The sequence below is a fragment of the Buttiauxella gaviniae ATCC 51604 genome (assembly GCF_001654835.1).
Classification (GTDB): domain Bacteria; phylum Pseudomonadota; class Gammaproteobacteria; order Enterobacterales; family Enterobacteriaceae; genus Buttiauxella; species Buttiauxella gaviniae.
In genome coordinates this window covers 332170-356510 of record NZ_LXEP01000015.1, presented here as the reverse complement: position 1 = coordinate 356510, position 24341 = coordinate 332170, and the positions used below count along the sequence as shown (strand labels likewise).

General features: G+C 48.2%; 32 protein-coding genes. 15 read left to right on the top strand and 17 right to left on the bottom strand.

What is annotated here, in order from left to right:
* Positions 1-180: 180 nt before the first annotated feature.
* Positions 181-834: an isoprenoid biosynthesis glyoxalase ElbB gene (gene elbB / locus M977_RS08770; protein ID WP_064514111.1), complete on the top strand. Its 654-nt coding sequence runs from the start codon at positions 181-183 to the stop codon at positions 832-834.
* On the top strand, positions 831-1559 hold the full coding sequence (gene mtgA, locus M977_RS08765; protein WP_064514110.1) for a monofunctional biosynthetic peptidoglycan transglycosylase: 729 nt from the start codon (positions 831-833) through the stop codon (positions 1557-1559). The genes elbB and mtgA overlap by 4 nt, the downstream gene beginning before the upstream one ends.
* A 1-nt stretch (position 1560) precedes the next feature.
* On the opposite strand, the gene npr is transcribed toward mtgA, so the two are convergent.
* From npr to M977_RS08710, 11 genes are all read right to left on the bottom strand, one after another.
* On the bottom strand, positions 1561-1833 hold the full coding sequence (gene npr, locus M977_RS08760; protein WP_034459769.1) for a PTS phosphocarrier protein NPr: 273 nt from the start codon (positions 1831-1833) through the stop codon (positions 1561-1563).
* Complete coding sequence (rapZ, locus tag M977_RS08755) at positions 1830-2684, bottom strand: RNase adapter RapZ (RefSeq protein ID WP_064514108.1); 855 nt, start codon at positions 2682-2684, stop codon at positions 1830-1832. The genes npr and rapZ overlap by 4 nt, the downstream gene beginning before the upstream one ends.
* A 53-nt stretch (positions 2685-2737) precedes the next feature.
* Positions 2738-3229 (bottom strand): PTS IIA-like nitrogen regulatory protein PtsN, encoded by a 492-nt coding sequence (gene ptsN / locus M977_RS08750; protein ID WP_064514106.1) that lies wholly within the window; start codon positions 3227-3229, stop codon positions 2738-2740.
* Positions 3230-3307: 78 nt separating this feature from the next.
* A complete protein-coding gene (hpf, locus tag M977_RS08745) occupies positions 3308-3595 on the bottom strand; it encodes a ribosome hibernation promoting factor (RefSeq protein WP_064514104.1) in 288 nt (95 codons plus the stop codon).
* A 22-nt stretch (positions 3596-3617) separates the two neighbouring features.
* A complete protein-coding gene (rpoN, locus tag M977_RS08740; protein WP_064514102.1) occupies positions 3618-5051 on the bottom strand; it encodes an RNA polymerase factor sigma-54 in 1434 nt (477 codons plus the stop codon).
* Positions 5052-5155: 104 nt separating this feature from the next.
* A complete protein-coding gene (lptB, locus tag M977_RS08735) occupies positions 5156-5881 on the bottom strand; it encodes an LPS export ABC transporter ATP-binding protein (protein WP_034459758.1) in 726 nt (241 codons plus the stop codon).
* A gap of 6 nt (positions 5882-5887) precedes the next feature.
* Entirely contained in the window at positions 5888-6445 is a 558-nt protein-coding gene (gene lptA, locus M977_RS08730) for a lipopolysaccharide ABC transporter substrate-binding protein LptA (protein WP_064514100.1), read from the bottom strand.
* Entirely contained in the window at positions 6414-6989 is a 576-nt protein-coding gene (lptC, locus tag M977_RS08725) for an LPS export ABC transporter periplasmic protein LptC (protein WP_064514098.1), read from the bottom strand. The genes lptA and lptC overlap by 32 nt, the downstream gene beginning before the upstream one ends.
* A complete protein-coding gene (gene kdsC, locus M977_RS08720; protein ID WP_064514096.1) occupies positions 6986-7552 on the bottom strand; it encodes a 3-deoxy-manno-octulosonate-8-phosphatase KdsC in 567 nt (188 codons plus the stop codon). The genes lptC and kdsC overlap by 4 nt, the downstream gene beginning before the upstream one ends.
* A 16-nt stretch (positions 7553-7568) precedes the next feature.
* Positions 7569-8555 carry an arabinose-5-phosphate isomerase KdsD gene (kdsD, locus tag M977_RS08715; protein WP_064514093.1) on the bottom strand — a complete coding sequence of 329 codons (987 nt, stop codon included), beginning with the start codon at positions 8553-8555 and terminating at the stop codon, positions 7569-7571.
* 15 nt (positions 8556-8570) lie between these two features.
* Positions 8571-9548, bottom strand: a complete 978-nt coding sequence (locus M977_RS08710; RefSeq protein WP_064514092.1) for a calcium/sodium antiporter — start codon at positions 9546-9548, stop codon at positions 8571-8573.
* Between the two features lie 229 nt (positions 9549-9777).
* Between M977_RS08710 and mlaF the strand changes: the two genes are divergently transcribed.
* The 7 genes from mlaF (at position 9778) to murA (ending at position 14591) form a co-directional block, all read left to right on the top strand.
* Positions 9778-10593 carry a phospholipid ABC transporter ATP-binding protein MlaF gene (gene mlaF, locus M977_RS08705; RefSeq protein ID WP_064514090.1) on the top strand — a complete coding sequence of 272 codons (816 nt, stop codon included), beginning with the start codon at positions 9778-9780 and terminating at the stop codon, positions 10591-10593.
* A 7-nt stretch (positions 10594-10600) separates the two neighbouring features.
* Complete coding sequence (gene mlaE, locus M977_RS08700) at positions 10601-11383, top strand: lipid asymmetry maintenance ABC transporter permease subunit MlaE (protein ID WP_064514217.1); 783 nt, start codon at positions 10601-10603, stop codon at positions 11381-11383.
* A 4-nt stretch (positions 11384-11387) separates the two neighbouring features.
* Entirely contained in the window at positions 11388-11939 is a 552-nt protein-coding gene (mlaD, locus tag M977_RS08695; protein WP_064514088.1) for an outer membrane lipid asymmetry maintenance protein MlaD, read from the top strand.
* A gap of 18 nt (positions 11940-11957) precedes the next feature.
* A complete protein-coding gene (gene mlaC, locus M977_RS08690) occupies positions 11958-12587 on the top strand; it encodes a phospholipid-binding protein MlaC (protein WP_064514086.1) in 630 nt (209 codons plus the stop codon).
* On the top strand, positions 12587-12889 hold the full coding sequence (gene mlaB, locus M977_RS08685; RefSeq protein ID WP_064514084.1) for a lipid asymmetry maintenance protein MlaB: 303 nt from the start codon (positions 12587-12589) through the stop codon (positions 12887-12889). The genes mlaC and mlaB overlap by 1 nt, the downstream gene beginning before the upstream one ends.
* 125 nt (positions 12890-13014) lie before the next feature.
* Entirely contained in the window at positions 13015-13269 is a 255-nt protein-coding gene (gene ibaG / locus M977_RS08680) for a BolA family iron metabolism protein IbaG (protein ID WP_034459734.1), read from the top strand.
* A 53-nt stretch (positions 13270-13322) separates the two neighbouring features.
* A complete protein-coding gene (gene murA / locus M977_RS08675) occupies positions 13323-14591 on the top strand; it encodes a UDP-N-acetylglucosamine 1-carboxyvinyltransferase (protein WP_064514082.1) in 1269 nt (422 codons plus the stop codon).
* Positions 14592-14632: 41 nt separating this feature from the next.
* Here the strand turns inward: murA and sfsB are convergent, their stop codons facing one another.
* Together sfsB and ispB are read right to left on the bottom strand one after the other, a co-directional pair.
* Positions 14633-14896 carry a DNA-binding transcriptional regulator SfsB gene (sfsB, locus tag M977_RS08670; protein ID WP_064514080.1) on the bottom strand — a complete coding sequence of 88 codons (264 nt, stop codon included), beginning with the start codon at positions 14894-14896 and terminating at the stop codon, positions 14633-14635.
* Between the two features lie 224 nt (positions 14897-15120).
* A complete protein-coding gene (ispB, locus tag M977_RS08665) occupies positions 15121-16092 on the bottom strand; it encodes an octaprenyl diphosphate synthase (RefSeq protein WP_064514078.1) in 972 nt (323 codons plus the stop codon).
* A gap of 261 nt (positions 16093-16353) precedes the next feature.
* Between ispB and rplU the strand changes: the two genes are divergently transcribed.
* The 4 genes from rplU (at position 16354) to cgtA (ending at position 19214) form a co-directional block, all read left to right on the top strand.
* The gene (gene rplU / locus M977_RS08660; RefSeq protein WP_034498836.1) at positions 16354-16665 is read left to right on the top strand and encodes a 50S ribosomal protein L21; all 312 of its coding nucleotides are present in this window, start codon (positions 16354-16356) and stop codon (positions 16663-16665) included.
* Between the two features lie 18 nt (positions 16666-16683).
* Positions 16684-16941: a 50S ribosomal protein L27 gene (gene rpmA, locus M977_RS08655; RefSeq protein ID WP_024549632.1), complete on the top strand. Its 258-nt coding sequence runs from the start codon at positions 16684-16686 to the stop codon at positions 16939-16941.
* 118 nt (positions 16942-17059) lie between these two features.
* Positions 17060-18025, top strand: a complete 966-nt coding sequence (locus M977_RS08650; RefSeq protein ID WP_064514076.1) for a DMT family transporter — start codon at positions 17060-17062, stop codon at positions 18023-18025.
* Between the two features lie 16 nt (positions 18026-18041).
* Positions 18042-19214: an Obg family GTPase CgtA gene (cgtA, locus tag M977_RS08645; protein ID WP_064514074.1), complete on the top strand. Its 1173-nt coding sequence runs from the start codon at positions 18042-18044 to the stop codon at positions 19212-19214.
* A 40-nt stretch (positions 19215-19254) separates the two neighbouring features.
* Here cgtA and pmrB read toward each other — a convergent pair whose 3' ends face one another.
* Genes pmrB through dacB form a run of 3 tightly spaced genes read right to left on the bottom strand, consistent with a single transcriptional unit; the run spans position 19255 to position 22409 of the window.
* Positions 19255-20313, bottom strand: coding sequence for a two-component system sensor histidine kinase PmrB (gene pmrB, locus M977_RS08640; RefSeq protein WP_064514071.1), 1059 nt, complete (start codon positions 20311-20313; stop codon positions 19255-19257).
* Positions 20310-20972, bottom strand: a complete 663-nt coding sequence (pmrA, locus tag M977_RS08635; protein WP_064514070.1) for a two-component system response regulator PmrA — start codon at positions 20970-20972, stop codon at positions 20310-20312. Before pmrA ends, pmrB begins: the two co-directional genes overlap by 4 nt.
* A gap of 3 nt (positions 20973-20975) precedes the next feature.
* Positions 20976-22409 carry a serine-type D-Ala-D-Ala carboxypeptidase gene (gene dacB / locus M977_RS08630; RefSeq protein ID WP_064514068.1) on the bottom strand — a complete coding sequence of 478 codons (1434 nt, stop codon included), beginning with the start codon at positions 22407-22409 and terminating at the stop codon, positions 20976-20978.
* A gap of 254 nt (positions 22410-22663) precedes the next feature.
* Here dacB and greA point away from each other — a divergent pair, with 254 nt between their 5' ends.
* Positions 22664-23140, top strand: a complete 477-nt coding sequence (gene greA / locus M977_RS08625; RefSeq protein WP_034459707.1) for a transcription elongation factor GreA — start codon at positions 22664-22666, stop codon at positions 23138-23140.
* Positions 23141-23246: 106 nt separating this feature from the next.
* Here the strand turns inward: greA and yhbY are convergent, their stop codons facing one another.
* The gene (gene yhbY / locus M977_RS08620) at positions 23247-23540 is read right to left on the bottom strand and encodes a ribosome assembly RNA-binding protein YhbY (RefSeq protein ID WP_064514066.1); all 294 of its coding nucleotides are present in this window, start codon (positions 23538-23540) and stop codon (positions 23247-23249) included.
* A gap of 126 nt (positions 23541-23666) precedes the next feature.
* Here yhbY and rlmE point away from each other — a divergent pair, with 126 nt between their 5' ends.
* Positions 23667-24296, top strand: a complete 630-nt coding sequence (rlmE, locus tag M977_RS08615; RefSeq protein ID WP_064514064.1) for a 23S rRNA (uridine(2552)-2'-O)-methyltransferase RlmE — start codon at positions 23667-23669, stop codon at positions 24294-24296.
* Positions 24297-24341: the final 45 nt, after the last annotated feature.

Here is a 24341-nt window from a genome sequence, read left to right as displayed (position 1 = left end):
TTGCGCCGTAAGTTATAAGTTTTTATCCAGTCGGCGCAGCCGATAATCTCGTATGCTGCTCAGGCATTAAGATAGCAAATCTTAAATGATTTGTTACGTGAATCAGTAAAATGTGTGAAGCATAGCGATCAAATCATAATAACTGATGATAACTATCGCATGATCAATAGGAATGGCCGAATGAAGAAGATTGGTGTGGTGCTTAGTGGCAGTGGGGTTTACGACGGTAGCGAGATTCAAGAAGCTGTTATTACTCTATTGGCAATCGCTCGCTCTGGCGCTGAAGCTGTTTGTTTTGCACCTGATAAACCTCAAGCAGAAGTTATTAATCACCTGACTAATAATAAGTCTATTGAGCATCGTAATGTACTGGTTGAAGCTGCTCGAATTACCCGGGGGGCTATTACTCCACTGGAGCTGGCCGATGCTAACGAACTGGATGCGTTGATTGTTCCAGGTGGCTTTGGTGCGGCAAAAAATCTGTGCGATTTTGCCAGTAAAGGTAGTGAGTGTCAGATTGATGGCGATTTACGCCGCCTTGCCAGGGATTGTCACGCGCAGGGTAAGCCTCTTGGTTTTATCTGTATTGCTCCTGTGATGTTGCCAAAGATTCTTGATGTACCAGTGCGTTTGACCATTGGCACGGATATCGACACCGCAGAAATAGTTGAAGAGATGGGGGCAGAACATGTCCCTTGCCCGGTCGATGATATCGTGGTTGATGAAGAGCAAAAAGTAGTGACCACGCCAGCTTATATGTTGGCAACACGTATTGATGAAGCCGCATTGGGCATCGAGAAACTGGTCGCTCGCGTTATGGATATGACTGCATGAAGAAAGGGCGAATTGCGCTCTTGAGTACCCTGAGGCGCTGGCTATTTCGCGGTGTACTGGCTTTCGCCGGAGTCTGGCTGGCGGGGGTTATTCTGTTTAGCTTTTTGCCTGTGCCGTTTTCAGCCGTAATGGTAGAGAGGCAGCTCAGCGCCTGGTTTAGCGGTGATTTCGGTTACGTAGCTCACTCGGATTGGGTAAGTATGGATGAGATCTCACCGTTGATGGGGCTTGCGGTTATTGCGGCAGAAGACCAGAAATTTCCCAACCACTGGGGATTTGACGTTAATGCTATCGAAAAGGCCATTGCCCATAATGAACGTAATGAAAATCGCGTTCGCGGCGCATCGACACTTTCTCAGCAAACTGCCAAGAACTTGTTTTTGTGGGATGGACGAAGCTATGTCCGTAAAGGTCTTGAGGCTGGGCTAACGCTGGGTATGGAGGCCGTCTGGACTAAACGCCGCATTCTCACGGTTTATCTAAATATCGCGGAATTTGGCGAGGGGATTTTTGGTGTGGAAGCCGCTTCACAGCGCTATTTCCACAAACCAGCAAGCCGTCTGACGGCATCAGAAGCGGCATTGCTGGCTGCTGTATTGCCCAATCCGATTCGCTTTAAAGCGAATGCACCTTCTGGCTATGTACACCAGCGGCAGCAATGGATATTGCGCCAGATGCGCCAGTTGGGTGGCGAGTCATTCATGGCGCAGAATGAGCTGAAGTAAATTAGTCTTCGTCAAAACCTGAATTAAACAGGGCGATAACCGCATTCAAGGCTTGCTCTTCTTCAGGCCCGGTAACTTCAATTTCGATGTGTCCACCTTTAGCGGAATCCAGCATCAGCAATGCAATCACGCTGTTGGCTTCCGCCTCCGTGCCAGCCTCGTTACGCAGCATTACTTCGGCATCAAAGCTTTGCACCAGTTCGAACAGTTTCATTGCTGGGCGCGCGTGCATGCCCAGTTTGTTGGTGATCTCAACGGTCTGTTTTACTGTCATGTTTTGCGTTTTTCCAGCGTACGGTGACGGGATTGCACATTTTTCCCGCGCGAACGGAAATAGTCTGCCAGTTGTTCAGCAATATAAACTGAACGGTGTTTACCGCCTGTACAACCAATTGCCACAGTCAAATAGCTGCGGTTATTGGTTTCCAGCATCGGTAACCACTGCTCAAGATAACTGCGTGTCTGGTAGATAAAATTGTGCACTTCGGTGTGACGGTCAAGGAACGCAGCGACAGGTCTGTCGAGACCAGTCATCGGACGAAGCTTCGGATCCCAATGCGGGTTTGGCAGGAATCGTACGTCGAATACGTAGTCAGCATCGATTGGAATACCGTGTTTAAAGCCGAAGGACTCGAACACCATAGTCAATTCGCGTTCACGTTTGCCGAGCAGGCGCGTACGCAACATTTCCGCAAGTTCGTGCACTGACATTTCAGAGGTATCGATAATCAGATCAGCTCTGGATTTCAGTGGTTCCAGCAGGTCACTTTCTTCATCAATTGCACTTTCTAACGAAAGATTTTTGTTGGAAAGTGGATGCAATCGACGCGTGTCGCTATAACGACGGATCAGCGTATTGCGATCGGCGTCGAGGAATAATAATTGTGGCGAAAATGAGTCAGGCAGATTACTCATCGCCTGTTCAAAAATTTCCGGGTTTTCCGGCATGTTACGCACGTCGATGCTCACTGCCGCAGAAATTTTTCGCTCTGCGAGAGTTTTGGCAAGATCAGGTAACAGCACCACTGGTAGATTATCTACGCAGTAGAATCCCATATCTTCTAGTGCACGCAAGGCTACAGACTTCCCTGAACCAGAGCGGCCGCTGACGATCATCAGCACCATTTTTTCACTCCCCCAACTTCTCTTGCTGTGATGTCAACACAATCACAGCCAGATTATTCACTTTCACTACCATGTTCTGTTTCGGTAATGATCTGATAAAGCTCTTCATCGCTTTGCGCAGAACGCAGGCGTCGACAAATTGTTTTGTCTGCCAGACGCTTTGCCACCAGAGATAATGTGTGCAAATGCGTTTTTGTTTGATCCGCCGGTACAAGCAGCGCAAACATGAGGTCTACCGGCTGGTTATCAATCGCATCAAATGCGATAGGGGTCTCCAGTTTAATAAACACCCCAACCGCGCGGGTGGTATCTTCTTCCAGCTTCCCATGAGGTATAGCGATACCGTTACCGATACCGGTACTCCCCATACGTTCGCGCGTCAGCACGGCTTCAAAAACCACTTGTGGTGGCAGGCCGAGTTGCTTTGCTGCCAGCTCACTGATGATTTCCAGTGCACGTTTTTTACTCTGGCAATGTACGTTGGTACGAGTACATTCCTTGTTCAGGACATTACTAAGTTGTAGAGCAGAATCGTTGTTCATCATAAGTTCACCTAAGCACCCTGTTATGCTAACGGCCCGTTAAGTAACGAGCCGTCTATGCTGGAACAGTTGCCCGGATTATCAGTGTTGTTTTAGTTTATCTTTATGTTTGGTTAACTGGCGCGCCAGTTTATCAATTAAGCCATCAATTGCCGCATACATATCCTGGCCATCAGAGCTTGCATGGATTTCACCACCATTCACATGAAGCGTTGCATCGGCAATATGCGTGACCTTTTCAACCTTTAACACAATGTAGACCTGGTTAATTCTATCGAAGTACTGCTCCAGTTTGGCAAACTTCGTACTCACAAAATCGCGCAGTGCGTCAGTGATTTCGACGTTTTGTCCTGTAATGTTGAGCTGCATAGTGTCTTCCTTATCGGTTAAGTCATACCAGCTGTTTACGCTGATTTGACGGTGGTATGGATAAAGACTCTCGGTACTTCGCAACAGTGCGGCGTGCCACCATGATCCCCTGATCGGATAGCATAGTCGTTAACTTGCTATCACTCAGAGGTTTCGCAGGGTTTTCCGCAGCAATTAATTTCTTCACTAGTGCCCGAATCGCCGTAGATGAGGCCTCGCCTCCGCCTTCGGTATTCACATGGCTTGAGAAGAAATACTTCAATTCAAAAATGCCGCGTGGACTGTGCAAATATTTTTGCGTGGTCACACGGGAAATAGTCGATTCATGCATTTCGACTACTTGGGCAATATCAGCAAGAACCATCGGTTTCATGTGCTCTTCGCCGTGCTCAAAAAAACCTTGTTGCTGCTCAACGATACAGCGACTGACGCGCAGCAGCGTATCGTTGCGGCTTTCAAGACTTTTAATCAACCACTTCGCTTCTTGCAGGTTACTGCGAATAAATTGTGAGTCGCTGTCATTGCGGGCATTGGTACCCATTGCAGCGTACTGCTGATTAATTTTAAGGCGTGGAATGCTGTCGGCGTTTAATTCTACCGTCCAGCGCCCCTGAATCTTTTTGACCAGAATATCGGGAATGACATATTCGGGTTCACTGGTTTGAATCGATTGGCCTGGGCGTGGATCCAGAGACTGAATCAGGCACATTGCCTCTTTCAGAACTTCTTCTTTCAGGCGAGTGACGCGCATCAGGCTACGGAAATCATGGTTGGCCAGTAGATCCAGATGATCGCTGACAATCAGTCGTGCCTCGGTCAGCCACGGTGTTTCTCTGGCGTACTGAGAAAGTTGGATGAGCAAGCAATCGCGGAGATCGCGTGCGGCAACGCCAACAGGATCAAAACGCTGGACGCGTTTAAGTACCGCTTCTACTTCGTCGATCGTGATTTCTTCATCGCCCATGCTTTCCAGAATTTCTTCCAGCGAAACCGTGAGATAGCCCATCTCATCGACAGCATCGACAATAGATGTCGCAATGGCAGTATCGGTATCAGAGAACGGAGTGAGATCGACCTGCCACATCAGGTAATCCTGAAGTGACTGGGTAGTTTCCCCTTGATAAACCGGCAATTCGTCATCACTGTAATCAGAGCCTGTTCCTGATGGCGCGCCCGCGGTGTAGATCTCGTCCCAGCTGGTATCTAACGGCAATTCGTCAGGCATCTCTTTTTGTTCGAGAGCTTCACGGGTATCTAACGCTTCGTTTTCACGAACTTCCTGAGTTTCAATTTCTTCATGCAGATCGGTTTGCTCAAGCAGTGGGTTACTTTCCAGGGCTTGTTGGAGTTCTTGCTGAAGCTCTAACGTTGACAACTGCAACAGGCGGATTGCCTGCTGTAACTGTGGAGTCATAGCAAGTTGTTGGCTAAGCCGTAATTGCAAACCTTGCTTCATATTCAGAGCGAGCTTCCTCAGGTATATACCCGGCATACTTCGAGTTGCAGGAACGTGGGCAACTCGAATTACCCAGAGTATTAATAATTATACTTCCTACCCTATCAGAGTCTGAACTCTTCGCCCAGATAGACGCGCTTAACATGCTCATCTTCCAGGATTTCCGCAGGCGTGCCATGGGCAATTAACTGGCCCTGGCTTACGATGTAGGCTCGTTCACACACGGCCAACGTTTCGCGTACGTTATGGTCAGTAATCAGCACACCAAGCCCGCTATCGCGCAAGTGCTCGATAATCCGCTTGATGTCGATGACGGAGATTGGGTCAACACCTGCAAAAGGTTCGTCCAAAAGAATAAATTTCGGGTTTGCAGCCAGAGCGCGGGCAATTTCAACACGACGGCGCTCACCACCAGACAGAGACTGCCCGAGGTTATTGCGCAGATGCTCAATGTGAAACTCTTCCATCAACTCATTCGCACGGTCTTCACGCTGCTCAGCGCTGAGGTCATCACGAATTTGCAGGACAGCCATCAAGTTATCGAACACGCTTAAGCGACGGAAAATTGACGCTTCTTGCGGTAAATACCCAATCCCGCGACGGGCACGAGCATGAAGCGGCAGAAGACTAATGTCTTCATCATCAATAATGATGTTCCCTGCATCACGCGGCACAATGCCAACAACCATGTAAAAAGTCGTGGTTTTGCCTGCACCGTTAGGGCCAAGTAAACCGACAATTTCACCTGATTTAACGGTCAGGCTGACGTCTTCAACAACGCGGCGGCCTTTGTAGGCTTTGGCGAGATGTTTTGCAATTAAAGTAGCCATAACGAATTAGTTACTCTTTTTCGGGGCTGGCGCCGGAGCCTGGCCGTCTTTTTTCTGCAATTGAGAAGGGACCAGAACTGTGGTGACACGTTTCCCTTTTTCGCTAAAGGCCTGCATTTTCTGCTCTTTAACCAAATAGGTAATTTTGTCGCCTTTAATATTGCTGTCGACCTGCTCAAGATAGGCATTGCCAGTCAGTACGACAAAATCGTTCTGCAACTCATAGTGCATGGTCGCTGAGTGGCCACTAACGGGTTTACCACTATCTTGCATCTGATAGAACGTGGCTGGATTACCGTAGCCATCAATGATTTCTTTACCTTGCTCACCGCCCGGACGGGTCACAACCACTTTATCAGCGTTAATTTTGATACTGCCTTGCGTCACGATCACATTGCCGGTGAAGGTGACGACGTTGCCTTGCATATCCAGCGACTGTTGGTCAGATTCAATGTGAATCGGCTGATCGGTATCACCGGTCAGCGCAAATGCCGAAAAACTGGCGGCTAAAAGCGTACTAGTCAGTACTAAATTACGGCTGAGTTTGTTTATTCTGGATTTCATAGGATGTTCTAACCTTTTCAATCAGCTCGGCATTTTTGCTGCGTAAGTTTCCACGCATTTTGAGGCCGGTAGAGTTAAAGCTGGTTCCGTACAAGGTTACCTGGTCATCAGACGCAACATCCTGAGTGACTAAATTAACCTGCGCATTGTCCGTGGTAATTTTGCGTAGCTGTGAATCTGGTGTCAGGGCTGTCAGCACCACATTTCCGTACAAATACAGCATCCGATCGTTAGTCAGTTTGGCGCGATCTGCCCGTAATGACCAGGTTGCTACTTTGTTTTCGTCATACTGTGTCATCACCGGATTGGTGAACCATGAAACAGCAGTGTCGGAAAAGTATTCAACGTGTTCTGCGACCAGCCGGTAATTTAAAGCCCCTTCAGGACTGTAGGCGAGGGTCGTAGAATGTTCACTTTTATAGGTTGGCTCGTTACTGTTCACTGTTTGTGGTGCAACAGTGTCTTTATCGACCAGATTTACACCAATCAATACCAGTGCCAGCAATGAAAGCAGGATGATAACCCAACGTCTGGTCTTACTCATATAGATAGCCCTTTGGCCTCATCAAGCTTTCCTTGGGCCAGTAAAAGGAGATCGCAGACTTCGCGTACTGCTCCTCGTCCGCCAGCAATACGTGTAACGTAGTCTGCACGAGGAATAAGTAAAGGATGAGCGTCCGCTACTGCGACACTCAAACCTACTTTAGCCATTACAGGCCAGTCGATTAAATCATCCCCGACATAAGCCACTTGCTCAGCTGGAATGGCGAGCTTATCTAATAGATCCTGAAAAGCCAGCAGCTTGTCAGATTGACCTTGATAAAGATGGGTAATGCCAAGCGTTTCGCACCTGTCCTCAAGAAGTTTTGCTTTCCGGCCAGTAATAATCGCCACTTCGATATCAGAGGTTAGTGCACAGCGAATTCCATAGCCATCACGCACGTTGAATGCTTTCAGCTCTTCGCCGCTATTACCCATATAAATCAGGCCATCAGACATTACACCGTCAACGTCTAAAATAAGCAGGCGCACGTTTGCTGCCCGCTCCATCACGCGCGTGCTTACCGGCCCATAACAAGTGGCAAGAGACGCTTCATGGTTACTCATTAAGGCTAATCCTTTGTTAAACCACGCCTGCGCGTAGCATGTCATGCATATGTACCACACCCAGTAGTTGCTCGCCATCTGCAACCAGTACTGAGGTTATATGGCGGGACTGCATCAAGTTCAGTGCATCAACCGCCAATAGCGTTGGGCGAACACGAATTCCGCCGACAGTCATGACATCTGCGATATTCAGGGAGTGGAGATCAACGCCCATATCAAAGACTCGACGTAAATCACCATCAGTGAAGATCCCTTCAATTTTCATCAGGGAGTCACAGATTACGGTCATACCCATATTTTTGCGCGTTATTTCCAGTAATGCATCGCGCAATGAAGCATCTTTACTGACATGGGGGATCTCATTGCCAGTGTGCATAATATCGCTGACACGTAATAACAGTTTACGTCCCAATGCACCGCCTGGGTGAGAAAGTGCAAAATCTTCTGCAGTAAAGCCACGAGCTTTCAGTAGAGCAACAGCAAGCGCATCACCCATCACAAGTGTTGCCGTGGTGCTGGATGTTGGAGCCAGTCCTAGGGGGCAAGCTTCTTGGGGAACCTTGACACAAAGATGGACATCGGCCGCTTTGCCCATTGAACTTTCCGGGCGACTGGAGATGCAAATCAGTGGCACCTGCAATCGTTTGAGAACCGGAATCAGCGCCAGAATTTCGTTTGACTCGCCAGAGTTTGAAATAGCGATAACAATATCTTGCGTGCTAACCATGCCGAGGTCACCATGGCTTGCTTCACCTGGGTGAACGAAAAACGAAGGTGTACCGGTACTTGCAAAAGTTGCCGCCATCTTTTTACCGATGTGACCCGATTTGCCCATACCCATGACAACTACTTTGCCCTGGCAATAAAACATTTTTTCACAGGCCGCAGAGAAGTCTGTATTGATGTATTGCTCAAGTTGATCCAGGCCTTCACGTTCGATCTTCAGTACTTCTTTACCTGCTTGCTGAAAGTCAAAACCCGGTTGTAATTCTATCTGTGACATAATTTCCGTTCCGCTTTACCCTACGACAGGTGATGCAATAAACCACAGCATCACAATCCATACGAAGAAACTACATGTTAACAGAGCACCTGCTGCCTTGCCGATAGAGCGTGATTTACGCCAGCAAAGTACTGCAAAAATGGCACTGACTACCAACATGACCCAATAGTCACGAGCAAAGGCATGCGGGTCAATTTCACCCGGTGCAATCAAGGCAGGAATACCCAATACCAAAACAATATTGAATATGTTCGAGCCGATGATATTGCCAATCGCAATATCGTCTTCACCTTTACGTGCACCTGCGATGGTCGTTGCAAGTTCAGGCAGGCTCGTGCCTACAGCAATAATCGTCAGGCCAATCACTAACTCGCTTACGCCAAAGTAATGCGCGAGTACGCTGGCGTTATCGATAACCATGCGAGTGGCCATCGGCATAATAATTAAAGCCACGGCGAGCCATAAAAATGCGACGGGACGGCTCCCTTCACGAGGAAGTTCTGCCAGCTGTTCGCGGGTCAGGTTGTCAGCCCCTTCATTTCCGGCAAGGCGAGCTATTTTAATCGTAAACAGCAGATAAGCTACTGCGACAGCAATCAGTACTACGCCATCAATACGGCTAAGCTGGTTATCAAAAAGAAGCCATCCGATCACGCCGCTGACGACTAACATTAGGGGCAATTCACGCCGTAGAATATCGGAATTCACGGTAAATGGATGCAAAAGTGCCGCTAAGCCGAGAATCAGTAAGATATTGGTGATATTCGAACCTAATGCTGTTCCCACCGCTAAATTCAATTGGCCATTTAGAGCGGCAGAGCTTGCGACGAGCAGTTCAGGTAATGATGTCCCGATGCTTACAACGGTTAAACCGATAAGGAGTGGCGGAACGCCGAAACTACGGCAAAGTATCGAGGCGGCGAACACCAGACGATCCGCGCCATAGACGACCAAAAGCAAACCGATAATTAACAGAGCTGTAGCTAACAGCATGCAAAATCCTTTATTCAGGTATAATCGCCGGTCTCGTGCTGTGAAAGTACCGGCAGAGCATACAGATCTGTAGGCCATGGTGAATTCTTAATTCTGACTTTATGTGGCAGAAAAGTAAAACAAATGCCAGTTTTCGCTAATCAGGGCTGATAACATTCTGTGAAAATGTTGGGTTGGAATTGAGTTGCTATCCAATGCTTCGTCCGTGAACTTGATAAAAGGAAAGATGATGAGCCAGACGCAGACGAATCTGGTCGAAATTCGCGATGTTAGTTTTACTCGCGGCAGTCGGCGCATCTTTGACAATATTTCTCTGAACGTGCCTCGTGGCAAAATTACGGCCATCATGGGGCCTTCAGGAATTGGTAAAACGACATTGTTGCGGCTGATTGGTGGTCAAATTCAGCCTGACAATGGCGAAATCCTATTCGACGGTGAAAACGTGCCGGCTATGTCGCGCTCACGACTATATAACGTGCGTAAACGTATGAGCATGCTGTTTCAATCCGGCGCGTTATTTACCGATCTCAATGTCTTCGAAAATGTGGCATATCCGCTTCGCGAACATCGCCGCTTGCCGGAGGAGTTGCTGCATAGCACCGTTATGATGAAGCTTGAGGCGGTGGGATTACGTGGAGCCGCTAAACTGATGCCAAACGAACTCTCTGGCGGTATGGCTCGACGAGCTGCACTTGCGCGTGCCATCGCACTCGAACCTGACCTTATAATGTTTGATGAGCCATTCGTTGGTCAGGACCCTATTACAATGGGTGTGCTGGTTAAACTGATTTCAGAATTAAACAGCGCATTGGGTGTTACCTGTATTGTGGTTTCGCACGATGTACCTGAAGTGCTGAGCATCGCAGATTACGCCTATATTGCAGCAGATCAGCATATTGTCGCTGAAGGGACTCCAACCGCCTTGCGCGAAAATTGTGACCCTCGGGTTCGTCAGTTCCTTGATGGTATTGCCGATGGACCAGTACCGTTCCGCTATCCGGCAACGGATTATCGGAATGACTTATTATCAAAAACAGGGAGTTAAGTTACTCATGCTCTTTAATGCACTGGCATCGTTCGGGCAGCGGGGACTGAAAACCTGCGCGTCATTCGGCCGGGCCGGGATAATGCTTTTTAATGCGCTGGTGGGGAAACCGGAATTCCGCAAACATGCGCCATTGCTGATTCGCCAGCTGTATAACGTCGGCGTATTGTCGCTGCTGATTATTATCGTTTCTGGTCTGTTTATCGGCATGGTTCTTGGCTTGCAGGGCTACTTAGTTCTGACGACTTATAGTGCGGAATCAAGCCTGGGGATGCTGGTTGCCTTGTCGCTATTGCGTGAGCTTGGGCCTGTGGTGGCAGCGCTGTTGTTTGCTGGTCGCGCAGGTTCGGCTTTGACCGCCGAAATTGGCCTGATGAAGGCAACAGAACAACTTTCCAGTATGGAGATGATGGCGGTTGATCCTTTGCGCCGTGTCGTTTCTCCTCGTTTCTGGGCTGGTGTAATTTCCTTGCCGTTACTGACGCTTATCTTTGTCGCAGTAGGGGTATGGGGAGGGGCGCTGGTTGGTGTGAACTGGAAGGGAATCGACTCTGGGTTCTTCTGGTCTGCCATGCAAGATGCCGTCAACTGGCGTACCGATCTGATTTACTGTGTTATCAAGAGCGTAGTGTTTGCGATAACCGTTACCTGGATTGCGTTATTCAATGGCTACGATGCTATTCCTACGTCCGCAGGGATTAGCCGGGCAACAACACGAACCGTTGTGCACGCTTCATTGGCCGTTTTAGGGCTGGATTTTGTGCTCACTGCACTGATGTTTGGGAATTAAGTTCATGCAAACTAAGAAATTTGAAACTGGGGTTGGGGCATTTTTAATTATTGCATTGGCAGCCATCGTCTTCTTGTGTCTGAAAGTGGCTAATGTCACTTCGCTGCGCAGTGAGCCAACGTATCGGGTTTACGCCACCTTTGACAACATCGGTAGCCTGAAAACCGGTTCTCCATTACGCCTTGGCGGCGTAGTGATTGGACGGGTTGATGACATTACACTTGATCCAAAAACGTACTTACCGCGAGTCACTCTGGATATCGAAGAACGCTATAACCATATTCCTGATACCAGTTCGTTAGCTATCCGCACTTCAGGTTTACTCGGTGAGCAATACCTCGCACTGAACCTTGGTTTTGATGACCCTGAACTAGGTTCATCTATCCTTAAAGAGGGCGGCACGATTCAGGACACTAAATCAGCCCTGGTGTTGGAAGATCTGATTGGCCAATTCTTGTATAAGAGCGGTAATGACGATAATCAGAAATCAGAGGATTCCTCATCGCAGGATTCAGAGAATAATAGTGCAGCGCCACAGCCTGGCACGACGCACTAATCTAAGAGGAAAAGTTTTATGTTTAAAAGACTTATTATGATTGCCATGTTGGTTATTGCGCCACTGGCGAATGCTACGGATCAAAGCAACCCATACAAACTGATGGGCGAAGCGGCGCAAAAAACATTTGACCGACTGAAAAACGAGCAGCCTAAAATTCGTCAGAATCCGGACTATTTGCGTGAAGTTGTTGGGCAAGAACTTCTACCATATGTGCAGGTGAAATACGCGGGTGCACTGGTACTGGGCCGCTACTATAAAGATGCCACCCCTGCACAGCGTGATGCCTACTTCAAAGCGTTCGAGGCGTATCTGAAACAGGCCTACGGCCAGGCGCTTGCGATGTATAACGGGCAATCCTACCAAATCGCACCTGAGCAGCCTCTGGGTGATGCGACCATTGTGGCGATTCGTGTAACGATTGTTGATCCAAACGGCCGTCCACCTGTGCGTCTTGATTTCCAGTGGCGCAAAAACACACAAACTGGTAACTGGCAGGCTTACGACATGATTGCTGAAGGTGTCAGCATGATTACCACTAAGCAAAACGAGTGGAGCGATATCCTGCGTACCAAAGGGATTGATGGTTTGACGTCTCAGCTGCAATCAATCTCTAAACTGCCAATTACCCTGGAAAATAAAAAGTAATGGCTGATGAACTTAACTGGCAGCGTGAAGCCGTAACGTTACACCTGGCGGGTGAGTTAGATAGCGATACGGTAGGGCCAGTATGGCGTCAGCGTGAGCAAATCATGGCTGGTATCAAAGTGTTAAATCTTTCTGGTTTATCGCGTGTAGATACTTCAGGTTTAGCGCTTTTGATTCATCTTGTGGATTTTGCCCGGTGCCAAAATGTTGAGATAGAACTCCAGGGCGCCAGCGAGAACTTACAGACGCTGACTAAACTTTATAACCTGCCAGAAGACATCCTTCCTGCTTTTGCAGGCTAGTGTTTTCATAGCGTTACTATCATTGCCCCTGATCTAATTGGATCAGGGGCTTTTTGCTTATTTAAGCCTGCGCCACTTTCCTCTAAGATGTGTGGCTTGTTTCCTTAACCGACGAATTATATCCCATGGAAAATCATGAAATTCAGACAGTGCTGATGAATGCACTGCCCCTCCAGGAAGTCCACGTCTCAGGCGATGGTAGCCATTTTCAGGTGATTGCGGTGGGTGAGTTATTCGCCGAGTTAAGTCGCGTGAAGAAGCAACAAACAGTTTATGCGCCATTGATGGAGCTGATTGCTGATAACCGTATCCATGCGGTTTCCATCAAGACCTATACTCCGCAAGAGTGGGATCGCGATCGTAAACTTAATGGTTTTTGAGCAATTCGCCACGGCGGGTTGTAACGATTTGAATTTAATAGAGAGCAGTTGCAATGGATAAATTTCGAGTTCAGGGGCCAACCCGACTGAGTGGTGAAGTGACGATCTCCGGGGCGAAGAACGCCGCGCTGCCGATCCTCTTCGCAGCACTGTTGGCCGAAGAGCCAGTTGAGATTCAAAACGTTCCAAAACTGAAAGACATTGATACCACAATGAAGCTGTTAAGCCAGTTGGGTACCAAAGTTGAACGTAACGGTTCGGTGTGGATCGATGCCAGTGAAGTAAATATCTTCTGTGCGCCTTATGATCTGGTTAAGACCATGCGTGCTTCTATCTGGGCGCTTGGGCCGCTGGTCGCACGCTTTGGCCAGGGCCAGGTTTCTTTACCTGGCGGCTGTGCAATTGGTGCACGTCCGGTTGATTTGCATATTACCGGCCTTGAGCAACTGGGTGCGGAAATTAAACTGGAAGAAGGCTACGTTAAAGCTTCTGTTCAGGGCCGTCTGAAGGGTGCGCATATTGTGATGGATAAAGTGAGCGTAGGTGCCACTGTTACCATTATGAGTGCTGCAACTCTTGCTGAAGGTACAACTATCATTGAAAACGCTGCCCGTGAGCCGGAGATCGTTGATACAGCGAACTTCCTCAACACGCTGGGTGCGAAAATTACAGGTGCAGGCACCGATCGCATTACTATCCAGGGCGTTGAACGCTTGGGTGGCGGTGTTTATCGTGTGGTGCCAGATCGTATCGAAACCGGTACTTTCCTGGTAGCAGCTGCGATTTCTGGTGGGAAAATTGTTTGCCGTAATGCTCAACCAGACACGCTTGATGCGGTGCTGGCGAAGCTGCGCGAAGCGGGTGCTGATATTGAAGTTGGCGAAGATTGGGTTAGCCTCGATATGCACGGTAAGCGTCCAAAAGGCGTGACAATCCGTACTGCGCCGCACCCAGGCTTCCCTACAGACATGCAGGCTCAGTTCACTTTGTTGAACCTCGTGGCGGAAGGTACTGGTGTTATCACTGAAACCATTTTTGAAAATCGCTTCATGCACGTCCCGGAACTTATCCGTATGGGCGCACATGCAGAGATTGAGAGCAATACAGTGATTTGCCACGGCGTTGAGAAGCTATCTGGTGCACAAGTAATGGCAACCGACCTGCGCGCGTCAGCAAGCCTCGTTCTGGCGGGTTGTATCGCAGAAGGGACCACCGTGGTTGATCGGATTTACCACATCGATCGTGGCTACGAGCGCATTGAAGATAAACTTCAGGCGTTAGGTGCGAAGATTGAACGTGTGAAAGGTAATAGCGGCGAATAAAATTCGTTGTTAAAAAGAAAAACCGGGCTTGCCCGGTTTTTTTATCTTTTCCGCATCAAACTCATTCGGTCAATGAACTGATGAGTTTCCGGATCGTAGTAGCGTGAAGGCCAAATCACCCAAGGTGAAGTTTCCAGTGCCTGCGCGATGATTAATTCACCTTTTGGCCAGGGTCGTGTCAACGTATTAGCCAAAGTAGAAGAGCTTAGACCTGCTTTCCGTGATTCAGCCGCAAGTGATGTTCCGCGTTTGCGTAGCCCTGCAATGATATCTGCCGGGTGCCAGTCAGTATTGTTACTTTCCATGTTTCTCCCTGTAACCACTTCTATTTACCGGTTTACTCAATTGCGGTTATAGCACAGCATTCACCCAAAAGACTCCAATAAATGGCGTAAAAATTCAAATTTGTGTTAACACACACAAAGTGAATGAAACCAATGAATACAGGATCCTGCGGGGAGTGGTTTTGAGGGCTTGAATGAATTTATTGGAAACTTAGTGCGCCTTTAAACGGCGCACTAACTAGAGATTAACGATCGCGTTGAACAGCCATGCGAGCCAGAGCAATTAAAGCTTCTTTGTACTCGCTTTCAGGCAGAACATTCAGAGCTGAAATAGCTTTGTCAGCTTCTTGTTCTGCTCGTAGTTGAGTCCATTCCAGCGAGCCACAGGCCGCCATAGCATCTAACACTGGCTGCAGTAAATGACGCCCGTTGCCTTGCTCAATAGCCTCACGAATCATCTTTGCTTGCTCAGCGTTACCGTTACGCATTGCGTGCAGTAAAGGGAGAGTCGGCTTGCCTTCGTTCAGGTCATCACCCACATTTTTACCAAGTGTTTGCCCATCGGCACTATAGTCCAGAAGATCGTCGATAAGCTGGAAAGCAGTGCCGAGATAGCGGCCATAATCCTGAAGTGCGAGTTCTTGTTCCGCAGTTGCATCAGCTAAAATACCTGAGCACTGAGCTGCAGCTTCGAACAAACGCGCTGTTTTGCTGTAAATCACCCGCATATAGCTTTCTTCAGTAATATCAGGGTCATTACAATTCATCAATTGCAGAACTTCACCCTCGGCTATGACATTCACCGCTTCGGACATCACTTCCAGAACCTTGAGCGAGCCTAGTTGAGTCATCATCTGGAAGGCGCGGGTATAAATAAAATCACCAACTAATACACTAGCGGCATTGCCAAATGCGGCGTTAGCCGTTGCCTTCCCGCGACGCATATCTGACTCATCAACGACATCATCATGAAGTAGTGTCGCGGTGTGGATAAATTCAATGAGAGCCGCAATATTGATATGCGCGCTTCCCTGATAACCAAGCGTGCGAGCAGCAAGAACAGCAATCATTGGGCGGATACGTTTACCACCGCCACTGACGATGTAATACCCTAACTGATTGATCAATTGGACATCTGAATTCAACTGTTCAAGGATGACCGCATTGACTCCCGCCATATCTTGCGCGGTTAACTCGTTAATTTTTTCTAAATTCATCGCAAAAGTCTGGCTTAAAGTCCTGTTTACCACATGTCTTTATGGAATCACGTGAGGGTAGAGGAGTAATAATGTAGTACAGATTGTACTGAAAAAACGAGGCAGATAAACGGCTGGTGTGATGTTGCGTTTTTTTTCTACTCTGTTTAATGACAGGGCTTGTCAAAGGCTCTCGTTTTGCGTAATATTCGCGCCCTATTGTGAATATTTATAGCGCCACCTGAAACATACGTAGGGTGCGTGCGGAAAGCGGAGTTTTATATGTACGCGGTTTTCCAAAGTGGTGGTAAACAACACCGAGTAAGCGAAGGTCAAACCATTCGCCTGGAAAAGCTGGACATCGCAACTGGCGAAGCAGTTGAGTTCGCAGAAGTTCTGATGATCGCTAATGGTGAAGAAATCAAAATCGGCGTTCCTTTCGTCGATGGCGGCGTAGTTAAAGCTGAAATTGTTGCTCATGGTCGTGGCGAGAAAATTAAGATTGTTAAGTTTCGTCGTCGTAAACACTACCGTAAGCAGCAGGGTCATCGTCAGTGGTTCACTGATGTGAAAATCACCGGCATCAGCGCTTAATACAGGGGAGCATATTAAATGGCACATAAAAAGGCTGGCGGCTCTACTCGTAACGGTCGCGATTCCGAAGCTAAACGTCTGGGCGTAAAACGTTTCGGCGGAGAAGCAGTTCTGGCAGGCAGCATTATCGTTCGTCAACGTGGTACCAAATTCCACGCTGGCACCAACGTAGGTTGCGGCAAAGATCATACTCTGTTCGCTTTGACTGACGGTAAAGTTAAGTTCGAAGTTAAAGGTCCGAAAAACCGTAAGTTCATCAGCATCGTTGCTGAATAAGTTTTTCGCGTCCCGGTAACGGATAGAAGCCCCGCAACACGTTGCGGGGCTTTTTACATTCTGCGACCGGTAAATCAATGAAGTATTTTCTTCAGATTTCGGGTTGCAGGATTAGATCATGAAACAGCAGGCAGGGATTGGCATTCTCCTGGCGCTTACAACAGCAATTTGCTGGGGTGCATTGCCAATAGCGATGAAACAGGTGCTGACGGTAATGGAACCGCCAACGGTTGTTTTTTATCGCTTCCTGATGGCAAGTCTGGGTTTGGGTAGTATTCTCGCGATACGCGGAAAATTGCCTCCGTTGGCGTTGTTCAGAAAGCCACGTTGGTTGGGCCTACTCGCGATTGCAACGGGTGGCTTGTTCGGTAACTTTTTGCTGTTTAGTTCATCACTACAATATTTAAGCCCGACGGCATCTCAAGTTATTGGCCAGCTTTCCCCGGTGGGAATGATGGTGGCAAGCGTTGTTGTGCTGAAAGAAAAAATGCGCGGTACGCAGGTCATCGGGGCCACAATGCTTCTTTGCGGGTTGGTGATGTTTTTTAATACCAGCCTGATAGAAATTTTTACCCGCCTGACAGATTACACCCTTGGGGTGATTTTCGGTGTTCTGGCGGCGACAGTGTGGGTCACCTATGGTGTGGCGCAGAAGGTATTATTACGCCGCCTGGCCTCGCAACAGATCCTCTTTTTACTGTACACTTTATGTACTCTTGCGCTTTTTCCATTGGCTCAGTTGGATAAAATCTTCCAACTCAGTAATTGGCAACTGGCGTGTTTAGTTTTCTGTGGCCTGAATACACTGGTTGGGTATGGGGCACTGGCAGAAGCCATGGCACGGTGGCAGGCGGCACAGGTTAGCGCCATTATTACGCTAACTCCGCTGTTTACTTTGCTATTTTCAGATTTATTAGCGTTAGCCTGGCCCGATTTCTTCGCCATGCCGTTACTTAACCTTGTGGGTTATTGCGGCGCGTTTATCGTGGTTGCAGGTGCGATGTATTCAGCCATTGGTCACCGTCTTTGGGGACGCTGGCGCAAAACCGAAGCTGTTCTTCCAGTACAACGTTCGGGCGAATGATTTACGGAGAAGTGAAATGAAGTTTGTTGATGAAGCAACGATCCTGGTCGTAGCAGGTGATGGCGGTAACGGCTGCGTTAGCTTCCGTCGTGAAAAATATATTCCCAGAGGCGGCCCGGACGGTGGTGATGGCGGTGATGGTGGTGATGTGTGGCTTGAGGCTGACGAAAACCTCAACACCCTTATCGACTATCGCTTTGAGAAATCTTTCCGCGCTGAACGTGGTCAAAATGGCCAGAGCCGTGACTGTACCGGTAAACGTGGTAAAGACATTACCGTTAAAGTGCCTGTAGGGACGCGTGTTATCGATCAGGGCACTGGCGAGACTATGGGTGACATGACCCAGCATGGTCAAAAGCTGATGGTTGCTAAAGGTGGCTGGCACGGTTTGGGTAACACCCGCTTCAAGTCGTCTGTAAACCGTACACCACGCCAGAAAACCATGGGTACCCCAGGTGAGAAGCGTGATATCCAACTTGAGCTGCTGCTGTTGGCAGACGTGGGTATGCTTGGTTTGCCAAATGCGGGTAAATCTACCTTTATTCGTTCTGTCTCTGCGGCAAAACCAAAAGTGGCGGATTATCCGTTTACTACGCTTATCCCAAGCCTTGGTGTTGTCCGTATGGATAACGAGAAGAGCTTTGTGGTTGCCGATATTCCAGGGCTTATCGAAGGTGCAGCTGATGGCGCAGGCCTCGGCATCCGCTTCCTGAAACACCTTGAGCGTTGCCGCGTGTTATTGCACCTCATCGATATCGCACCAATTGACGAATCAGATCCGGTTGAAAATGGCCGAGTCATCATTGGTGAGTTGGAAAAATACAGCGAGAAACTTGCTGAGAAGCCACGCTGGTTGGTCTTCAACAAATGCGATTTGATGAGCAAAGAAGACGCCGAAGCGCGTGCAAAAGAAATTGCGACCGCAATGGGCTGGGAAGAGAAGTACTACCTGATCTCTGCAGTTAACCGCGAAGGCGTTAATGCACTGTGCTGGGATGTAATGGACTTCATCATTGCTAACCCGAAAATCACTGAGCTTCAGCCTGTTGCTCCTGAGAAAGTCGAGTTTATGTGGGATGATTATCATCAACAGCAACTCGATGCAGTAGAAGCAGAAGAAGATGATGACTGGGATGACGACTGGGATGAAGATGACGACGAAGGTGTCGAAATCATCTACCAAAAATAAGACGTTATCTAATGAAGGGCCGGAATTTTTCCGGCCTTTTTTATTGGCTTTGCGAAGGTATCCAGCAACTTGCTAGCAGACCAACTCCTTCTGGGCCGTTTTCCAAATCTAACCTTCCATGGTGTAACTGTACAATACGCTGGACAATATTCAGCCCAAGACCACTGCCACCATAACGTTCATCCATACGACGGAACGGGTCGGTAATCGTCTTGCGGTGCTGTTCATTAATGCCAGGTCCCTGATCAGCAATCATCAGTGTCGCGCCAGCCCCCTGAGCATCTAACGAAACCGTTATAATACTTTTCGTCGGGCTGTAACGGGATGCATTTTCCAGCAGGTTACGTAGCATCAGGCGCAGCAATACCGCATCCCCTTGCACCATATTTTCACTTTCTTTTGCCCAGACGATGGTTTGCTCGCGTAAGGCGACCATTTCTTCCATTTCCATCTTGAGCGGCGAAATAATGTCGCGTTGCCAGTTCAGCGTATCGTAATGCCCACTCGCCAGAGCCTGCCCCGCACGCGAGAGCATTAGCAACTGCTCTATGGTATGCATCAGCTGATCTATTCGCTCCAACAGCATAGGGGCTTTCTGAACGCCTGAGTTTGCCATCAACTCAAGGTGCAGTCGGATGCCAGCAAGCGGCGTACGAAGCTCGTGTGCGGCATCTGCAGTAAATAAGCGTTCTTGCTGAATGGTATGAGCAAGCCTTGCCAGCAATTGATTCAGTGAATTGGTGACGGCAACCATCTCTTCCATGTCTGAATACATTGGCAGAGGGGTAAGATTATCAGCGGAACGATTAGCAAGACTGGTGCGCAGGCGATTCAATGGACGGGTAATCCAGGTGATCGCCCAGAAAGAAAAGAACAATGTGAAACCAATCATTACCAGGGAAGGAACAAGCAATGAAGCAATAGCTTCGCGGATCTCTTTCTCTACATGCTGATTTCGTGCCTTGGCAGACAGCGTTTCACTGACCAGGAAACTGATTTGCTCACGACTTTCATGCCATAACCAAATGACACTAATTAGCTGGAAAAACAAAAGAATAAGAGCGAGAAGAATCATCAATCGCTGGCGCATGCTATTCATGTTCGGCTCTCCAGTCGATAGCCAACACCACGCACAGTTTTTATTCTGTCTTTGCCTAGCTTGCGTCGAAGATTGTGGATATGCACTTCTAGCGTATTTGAGCCAGGGTCATCCTGCCAACTGTAGATATCTTGCTGTAATGTTTCACGGTGCACCGTCTGCCCGATTCGCATCATTAAGCGTGTGAGTAACGCGAACTCTTTGGGTGTGATTTCAACAGCCAGGTCTTGTAGCAGCACTTGCTGAGTTTGCAGGTTGAGTGTCAGATCATCATGCTGAAGAAGGTTATCGCTATGTCCCTGATAGCGGCGAATCAATGCCCGCGTACGAGCTTGTAATTCAGCTAGAGCAAAGGGTTTGACCAGATAATCATCGGCACCAGAGTCCAGACCGTTAACTCGATCTTCAAGAGCGTCACGTGCTGTTAATATCAACACTGGTGTACTGATACTACGGCGTCGCCATTGCCTCAAAAGAGTGGCACCATCTTTGTCTGGTAGGCCAAGATCGAGGATGATCATGCCATATTCACCACTTTCTATCAGTGCATCCGCTTCGGCGGCAGTCGTTGCACAATCGAGAGCATAACCCTCGTTGTTTAATGCCAGCACCAGGCCTTCCCGTAACAGTAAATCGTCTTCAACAATCAGCAGTTTCATAACTCAATTATTCTGGTAGATATCCTTATAGAGGCGACTTTCAAAGCGCACTAATGGGATACGACGGTTACGTTGATCGGCAGGCTCAACAGCATAGCCTGACAAATATTGCACAAAGGCCATGCGCTGGCCGCTGGCAGTGGTGATAAATCCGGCAAGGTTATATACACCTTGCAGTGAGCCTGTCTTAGCCGAAACTTTGCCGTCAACACCTGCCTGATGTAGGCCTGCACGATACTGCAGTGAGCCGTCATAACCGGCCAACGGTAACATTGAGATAAAGTTAAGCTCAGTGTCATTCTGGGCGATGTATTGCAGCACCTGCATCATGGTGGCGGGTGAAATCAGATTATGTCGAGACAACCCAGAACCATCTACGACGATACTATTACCTAAATCGACACCCGCTTTTTGGCGCAGAATTTGTCGTACTGCATCAGCACCTGAACGCCATGTCCCTGGTACGCCAAAACGGTTATGGCCGATGGTGCGAAAAACAGTATCGGCGATCATGTTGTCTGATTTCTTCAGCATTACCTTTAGCAAATCGTGCAGTGGTGCAGATTGCTTGCTGGCAATTATCGTTCCAGGGGTATTGGATTGCGTCTGACGCAATAAGGTTCCGCTATAACCGATCCCAGCCTCTTTCAGCTCGGCCTTCAAAATCGCTCCCGCGTAACTGGCTCCATCTTGTATCGCGAAAGCGAGTGGGAGGGGGTCTGCACGTTGTGTCATGCAGCCGGTAAGCGTAAAACGATTCAAGTCGCCTGGCACTACATCCAGTTCACAATATTGTGCATCTGGTGAGCCTTTGGCGAGAGTTCTCACCTGGCTGAACATAACCACAGGATAGTAGGAAGCGATGCGGATGAAGGCTAAATCATCAGCTTTTGGGGCACTATAGAGCGAAACAGAAAAACAGTTTCGGTCGACGATTGCAGCAGCGGGCGGGGCGCTAAAACACTGAGTCATGTCATTCCACGGCCAGCCAGGCGCTTTGTCATGACTGGCGAATATGGATGTGTCGATCAGTACATTACCCTGAATTTGCTGTACGCCTGATTTTTTCAGGACTGCGACCATATTGCGAATATCCTGACGTTTTAGCGTAGGATCGCCACCAAATCGGGCAATAAGGTCACCTTGCAATACACCGTTATTGACTTGCGCATTACTTTCAAGCGTGGTGTTAAACCTGAAATCTGGGCCCAATTGTAATAATGCTGCCAGAGCCGTGATGACTTTTTGGGTGCTTGCGGGCAGCGCCATCTGTTGACTGTGATAGTCAATCAATGGGGCCGGCGCACCAACTTTTTGCACCATCAAAGCCAGGTTCGCGCCAGCGGGTAGCTGGGAAGTATAGTCTTCAACGTTGGCGGCCTGGACGGTAAACACCACAGCACTGGTCAATCCAATGACAAATCTAAAAAATCGCATAATCTCGCGGTAACAACCTGGAAACGTATCGTCATACTACGGTGCAACGCAGTGCAAAGTAAACGATGACCCTTAGTGAACTCCAGGGTAAAATACAGGTCAATTTGGAAACCGTTACTGGCCTGGTGCTTTGCTCCGGGTCAGTTTTATTTTGCTTAGTGCCAGGGGTTTGGCTTATTTAAAGCAAACCAGGCTCTGGATTCAGGAATACCGTTTGGTAATTCTGAACAGGAAAGTTTTGAAGAGGTATAACAATGCAACCTATTCCGATGACCCTACGTGGCGCAGAAAGATTACGTGAAGAGCTGGATTTCCTGAAGTCTGTGCGCCGTCCACAAATTATTGCCGCGATTGCTGATGCTCGCGAACATGGCGATCTGAAAGAAAACGCTGAGTACCATGCCGCGCGTGAGCAACAGGGTTTTTGTGAAGGCCGTATCCAGGATATCGAAGCGAAGCTGTCCAACGCTCAGATTATCGATATCACCAAAATGCCAAACAATGGCCGTGTCATTTTTGGCGCGAGCGTTACAGTTTTGAATCTGGATAACGACGAAGAGCAGACTTATCGCATTGTTGGTGATGATGAAGCTGATTTTAAACAGAATCTTATTTCAGTGAACTCACCGATTGCTCGTGGCCTTGTGGGCAAAGAGCAGGAGGATGTTGTTGTTATCCGCACGCCGGGTGGTGATGTAGAGTTCGAAATACTAAAAGTGGAATATTTATAATATCTGCTACGCTTTTTTATAGCGTGGAGTATTGTAAAGAAAGGAAAAAGGCCGCACCGCGGCCTTTTATCAACTAACAGAGCGTGGCATTTTGCACACTCTCTGCTTATTTTGGCAGAGAGATTTTGCGCTCTTTAGACGCGCGATAGAGCACCAGCGTTTTACCGATAACCTGTACATTACAGGCGCCGGTTTCACGCACGATGGCATCCACGATCAGGGTTTTAGTTTCGCGATCTTCCGTTGCGATTTTCACCTTGATTAACTCATGATGTTCAAGCGCTTGTTCAATCTCGGCCAGTACCCCTTCGGTCAAACCGTTATTGCCAAGCATAACTACTGGCTTGAGCGGATGAGCAAGACCTTTCAGGTGCTGTTTTTGTTTAGTACTCAGATTCATCGTATTTTTTGCTTACGTTGGGATTGAAAACGGTTCATTCTACCGCCATATCTCCCGTATCGCCAATCGGCTGTGCTGATAACTCTTACAGCCTGCTATTCACGATGAACAAAGTTGGAATTTGAGATGACAGGTAAAAAGCGTTCTGCCAGCTCTAGTCGCTGGCTGCAGGAACACTTTAGCGATAAATATGTAATTCAGGCGCAGAAAAAAGGGTTACGTTCCCGTGCCTGGTTTAAACTTGATGAAATACAGCAAAGTGACAAACTTTTTAAGCCAGGAATGACTATTGTTGATCTTGGCGCTGCTCCCGGAGGCTGGTCACAGTATGTGGTGACTCAAATCGGGAATCAGGGGCGAATCATTGCTTGCGATCTTTTACCAATGGATCCTATCGTTGGTGTTGATTTCCTTCAGGGTGACTTTCGTGATGAATTAGTCGTGAAAGCTCTGTTGGATCGTGTTGGTGACAGTAAAGTTCAGGTTGTCATGTCAGATATGGCTCCAAATATGAGCGGGACACCGGCAGTTGATATTCCTCGGTCTATGTATTTAGTAGAGCTGGCACTGGAAATGTGTCGTGATGTTCTTGCACCGGGTGGTAGTTTTTTAGTGAAAGTGTTTCAGGGCGAAGGTTTCGATGAGTACCTGCGGGAAATTCGCTCCCTGTTTACGACAGTTAAAGTTCGTAAACCGGACTCTTCTCGTGCCCGCTCACGTGAAGTGTACATTGTAGCGACTGGGCGAAAAGTATAGTCCCCTGACGCTGTTTGTTAACACAGTTGTAATATGAGGTTAATC